The sequence below is a fragment of the Neobacillus drentensis genome, assembly GCF_036966985.1.
In the GTDB taxonomy this organism is placed as follows: domain Bacteria; phylum Bacillota; class Bacilli; order Bacillales; family Cytobacillaceae; genus Neobacillus; species Neobacillus drentensis_E.
The window spans coordinates 1-4,834 of record NZ_JBALSN010000567.1; the positions used below are offsets into that span (position 1 = coordinate 1).

Annotated in this window: 2 protein-coding genes and 1 pseudogene; 2 read left to right on the plus strand and 1 reads right to left on the minus strand. The window is 35.9% G+C overall.

The window, feature by feature from the left end:
- Positions 1 to 267: 267 nt before the first annotated feature.
- Positions 268 to 405, plus strand: a pseudogene (locus V7659_RS28005) (Na-translocating system protein MpsC family protein); the annotation flags it as partial.
- A gap of 636 nt (positions 406 to 1,041) precedes the next feature.
- Positions 1,042 to 4,293 (plus strand): Ig-like domain-containing protein, encoded by a 3,252-nt coding sequence (locus V7659_RS28010; protein WP_335543340.1) that lies wholly within the window; start codon positions 1,042 to 1,044, stop codon positions 4,291 to 4,293.
- A 237-nt stretch (positions 4,294 to 4,530) separates the two neighbouring features.
- Here V7659_RS28010 and V7659_RS28015 read toward each other — a convergent pair.
- Positions 4,531 to 4,834: NAD(P)H-dependent oxidoreductase (locus V7659_RS28015; protein ID WP_335543341.1), on the minus strand; the 304-nt coding region annotated here is incomplete at its 5' end.

Below are 4,834 nucleotides of genomic sequence, written 5' to 3' on the forward strand. Positions count from 1 at the left end.
AAATTTCACAAATTGTTCACATTTGACATCTTAATCATAGCATGGTAATGCAATCAGCACAATAGAAAATATTTTCAATTCCTTTTAAACCTGAATACAAAAAACTTAACAATAAAAGCGAATGTTGCCATCCAACGAATGGAGAGTAACATTCGCTAGTTTTGTATGGTTAAATCCTTTATTATACATCCTAACACCTTACATTTTTACGTTTGATACTAAGCAGTGGAATCATAAATTAGTTCATCATTGATAAAATTACAATGAGAATTACTTGGGCGCGGTCCTCAAGAAGCAAAAACGTATATTGTTCAAGATATGGTGATTACTCTCATCAAAGGAGTTTTAACCACTGAAGAAAAGAATCTTGTTGCTGAAGAAAAAGGAAGAATAATGATAAAAAAATTTTGGAAAAGTTATTAGAAGAGTAATTTGAATAACTTTATTATGAAAACAACAATAATTTTACAAAAATACAGGATATTTGGTTATTTATACACTGCAATAGCAAAAAGGGTTATGAAATCTTTGTATTTTAATACCCTTTTTTTGTTGTGATTGTTCAAAAAAAGAGACCGTTATATTTACTATGTATGGGGTGAACCTCATTTTGTCCTTTATTATGAATCAAAATGAAATGATAAAGACCGAATTTTAAATAAATGTGTGTATGAATCGGTCGAAAAGAGTGAACAAAAAGGCGCTTCGGCAATAATAATGGTTTGAATTTTATTAAGAATTCCCCCTTTATTGGGCAGATTAGGCGTTCAACGTTACTTTTTTAAAAAAATATTTAGTTGTCAATTTATTAGTCATAATTTAGTATTTGAATTGTGAAAATTGGAAAAAATCTAATAAATTTTTAATGATGAAAAATACATATCCAATGAAAATAACGTCAATTTTTCATAGAATCTCTTTGTCAATAAACAAGGTCAGTGTGAAAGATGAAATCACATGAAAAAATCTAGTATTAGTAGATTGATATTACCAGTCTGTATTTACAGGTTGATTAATATAAAAAAAATAGGAGGTTGACAAATGAGAAAAAAGGTAACAAAACAAATTACAGCATTAACTCTCATCTTTACCGTAATCCTGTCTCTATTTAGTAGTTTGGCTTCTGCCTCACCTGTAAGGTCAGTAAAGGAAACAAAGGAACCGCCTTCAAAGGAGATCGTAAAACTTACTCCAAGTGAATCGACAGTCTCGTTCTCTCTTTCTAAAGGCAAACACGATTTAAAGGCTGAAGCAGAGTATAAGGATGGTTCCAAAGCTGATGTTACAGCAGAAGGAGAATGGACTTCACTAGATGAGAAAGTTGTTACAGTTGCTAGTGGAGTGCTAACAGCAGTGAATGCAGGGTCTACACATGTACAATTCAGTCTTGGTAATGCAGTGTTAAACGTTGAAGTAAATGTTACTCAAGATGCGCGTGTTTCAAGTCAAAAGCTAAATCCTTCAGAAGGGAAAAAAATTGTATCGCTCGTTTTAGCGGCGAATCAAATTACCTACATAAATGAAGGGGAAAAGCGTCCTATCGCATTGAAAGCGCTTTATAGCGATGGCTCGATGGAAGACGTAACTAAATTAGCTACATGGGAATCAAGAGATCCTTCGATTGTAAAGGTTGAAGGTGGCGTATTAAAAGGGATATCACCAGGTGATGTTTCATTGAAAGTAACCTACTCAACTTTTCCACAAATAAATTTCTTTGCTTCGATAAAAGATATTCCTGAAAATGTAACGGGGCTGTACCTGTCGGCTGACATGTTGAGGTTAGAAACCTCTGATAAGTCGGTTCAAGTAAGTGCCATTACAAAGAACCCCATGTTGGGGAATAAAGAGGTTACTTCTTTAGGAAGTTGGACAACGACAGATCGAAATGTAGCTACGGTAAGTAAAGATGGTCAAATAACCCCAGTTGGAATCGGCCAAGCATATATTTATTTTAAGTATGATAAGTTGGTTGGTGCTGTACTTGTTAATGTTGTTAAGCCTACAAAGCTTATAACTGATGAACCTACAGTTGAACTAATGCCAGGACAAAATTGGCCTGTTAATTTAACCGAAGTATTCACTAATGGAATATCAGATGGTGGTATGACTTTAGTTGAAAATGTAAATCCTAATGATGTCAAATGGACAGTCGAAGATAACAGCATTGCAACGGTTACTGATTCAGGATATATCATTGGAGGTAAGACAGGTAAAACGTTTGTGACAGCTTCCTATCGTTCAGATGTTCTTCCTCCAGTTAAAATTGAGGTTACTGTCACCAATAAGCTTACAACTCCTAGAGTTATTGGTTTGACAGCTTCTCAACCAAACCTCTCTTTAGGAATAGGTGAAGAAACGCCTATTAAAATAAATGCGATTTATAGTGATGGGAGTACTGAGGATGTAACAGGTTCCGTTGAATTGTACTTCGACAATTTCCACGTAGCTTCAGTTTCCCGAAAATATGGTGGTGAATCAAAAGTTATTGGTCAATTAAGTGGCACAACTGTCTTGCATGCTATCTATAATGATTTTCGTTACTTTGTAGATATCCCGGTGGCAGTCACGGATAAAGACGGTCAGAAGCAGGCTCCAAACCCTGAATCAATTTCTGTTACACCAGATATGAAAAATATGGTAGTAAATCAACAGCAGCAATTAGAGGTAAAAACGACCTATTCAGACAGATCAAATTCGACTTCTTATGCGGTATATAAATCATCTAATCCTGATGTTGTTAAAGTAAATAAAGATGGCCTACTTACATCTGTAGGCACTGGTACAACAATTATTACCGTAGATAGCTCTGGATACTCAAAGCAGATTTCAATTGTCGTTTCAAATGAACCTTCTAAAGATTTTGCAAATAAAATTGTTGATCTGATTCCTAGTGAAAATGATATCACCTTTAGTTTATCTGAGCACACGCATTCGTTCTCTGTTAAAGCAAAATATAAGGATGGTTCAACTGCTGACGTTACATCAGACTCAAGATTCACAACATTAGACCCGGACAAAGTTACAGTTAAGAATGGGGTCCTTACAGCAGTAGCAGCAGGAACAACGCAGGTACTTATCGATTACGGAACAAGCACAAAAATCTTGAATGTTTCAATTCTTTCTGGGAATGATGCGTTAATAAAAGATTTAAAAATTGAGTCCTTGCTTGCTTCCTCCTTGGATGTTGTTGTTCAAAAAGATAAGCTTTATCCAGTACATGTTTTTGCTCAATACAATGATGGAACTCAAAGAGAAATAACGAATTCAATTCAATGGACAACAGATGAACCTACAGTTGTAAGTGTTAAAGACGGGAAATTTATTGGAATGAATACTGGAAAAACGACGGTTAGTGCAACAATTGCAGGTTTCTCTTCTATTAAAATTCCAGTAAAAGTACAAGATCAAGCTGGACCATTAAATTTAGTAGGAATTGTTAGCGCGGGGATGATAATACAGCCTGAAGCAGGAAATATAGTAGAAGCGATAACTAATAATAGCAATGGGATGATATTACACCCTGAAGAAGGAACTATTGATGCGAACGCGTTTGCTGAATATACAGATCATAATATCGTTCAGGTTGATACAGAAGGGAAATGGGAATCTTCCGACGAAAGTGTAGCAACTGTTGACCAGAACGGAGTCATTACATGGGTCGGCCCTGGTGAAGCATACATCTGGTTCAATTATTATGGTTTGAGAGATGCTATTTGGGTAAGAAACACTAAACCTGTAGATTTATATTGGGCTGAAAACAATAAATGGACAACTAGAAATGTAATGTTAGAACCTAATAAGTCCACTGACATCTCAATTAATGGCTTCTTTGGTCATCATGGCAGAGATGGAAATTGTGATTGTTATAATCTTACTAGCAAAGCAAAATTGACGGTGGCGGACGAATCGGTTGCAACGATTTCTGCTGATGGACATATCATCGCTCACTCTGTAGGAAAAACGACAATAACTGCTACTGTTTTTGGAATGTCAAAGACAATTGATGTTGAAGTTGTAGCAAAGTATCCTACATTTATTAGGGGGATAAGTTCTTCGCCGGGTTATATCGTAAATTCAGCAGGCTCAACAAATGAAGTAGTCATAAATGCTATGTCCAGCGATGGAACGATAAAAGACGTTACAGCTGATGTCAAATGGAATAGTTCTAATTCGGAAGTAGCTGAAGTGACCGCTGATCATAAGATCCTAACGAAGTCTGAAGGAGCCGCTGTTATCATTGCGGAATATGGTGGATTTAAAATCATTATTCCTGTTATCGTTAAACCTAATTAAATAATGTCCATTTAGAATGATTGATGAAGGGATGAATTCGCCGCAATATTCAATATGAAAAGCCAGTACTTTGTGGCCATTCCCCCCAAAAAGTTGAGAAGTAAAAAAAACGGGAGCCGTTTCTATCGAAATGGCTCCCGTTTTTTTAGTTTCATACTTTATATTGTTCACTAATACCCTATCACACTATTAAAAAAGACAGACCCGACATGGGTCTATCTCTTCGACTTTATAAAACTAGAAAGTATGAGCAAGGTCTTTAGCACGGGCAATAGCATTTTCTTTTATTTCCTGTGCTTTATCTGGCATTGCATTATGTCCTTCTACAAATAGCCCTTCGAAAGCCGGAATTCCAAAGAAACTCATCATGATACTTAAATAACGATGTCCCATTTCCAATTGAGCTGCAGGACCTTCAGAATAAACTCCACCGCGTGCTTGAATGTGCAATGCTTTTTTATCTGTTAGTAGTCCAATAGGTCCTTTTTCAGTATATTTGAATGTTTTCCCGGCCACTGAAACCGAATCAAGATAAGCCTTC